The organism is Nocardiopsis codii, assembly GCF_036327455.1.
In the GTDB taxonomy this organism is placed as follows: Bacteria; Actinomycetota; Actinomycetes; order Streptosporangiales; family Streptosporangiaceae; genus Nocardiopsis; species Nocardiopsis codii.
In genome coordinates, this window is sequence record NZ_JAUZMY010000086.1 from 1 (window position 1) to 645 (window position 645).

Here is a 645-nt window from a genome sequence, read left to right on the forward strand (position 1 = left end):
CCCATGTACATGGAACATGCCCCCGATTGTGCGCTGTTTGTTCTTCGCCGCCATACTAGGAGGACGACATCTGTGCCATTTGCTTGCAGAGCCCGGGAGCAGGGCATAGGCGCCCGCACGCCGAACCCGGTCCGGGGTTCTGAAGGTCCCCGCCTCCCCCGTGGAAAGCGGGGGTGAGACAAGGAGTACGACGTGACCTACGTCATCGCGCAGCCCTGTGTTGATGTGCTGGACAAGGCGTGCATTGACGAGTGCCCCGTGGACTGCATCTACGAGGGCGACCGCATGCTCTACATCCACCCGGACGAGTGCGTCGACTGCGGTGCGTGTGAGCCGGTCTGCCCGGTCGAGGCCATCTACTACGAGGACGACCTGCCCGAGCAGTGGTCCGACTTCTACAAGGCCAACGTCGACTTCTTCGACGACCTGGGTTCCCCGGGCGGCGCCTCGAAGGTCGGCAAGATCGACCGCGACCACCCGCTCGTCGCGAAGCTGCCGCCGCAGGCCGAGTAGCCGCGCGGTCCGCCTTCCGGTCCGTACGAGGCCGCGACGCCGCCGCACCCCCTGGCGCAGAGGGTGCGTGGGCGTGTGTCACCCGCGTGGTGACGTGTCGCGCCCACCCCCCCCCTGGGGGGGCGCGGTCGT

At 67.6% G+C, this 645-nt stretch carries 1 protein-coding gene; it reads left to right on the forward strand.

Features of this window, described 5'->3' with window-relative positions:
* The first annotated feature begins 192 nt into the window (after positions 1 to 192).
* On the forward strand, positions 193 to 513 hold the full coding sequence (gene fdxA, locus Q8791_RS31740; protein WP_013154907.1) for a ferredoxin: 321 nt from the start codon (positions 193 to 195) through the stop codon (positions 511 to 513).
* Positions 514 to 645: the final 132 nt, after the last annotated feature.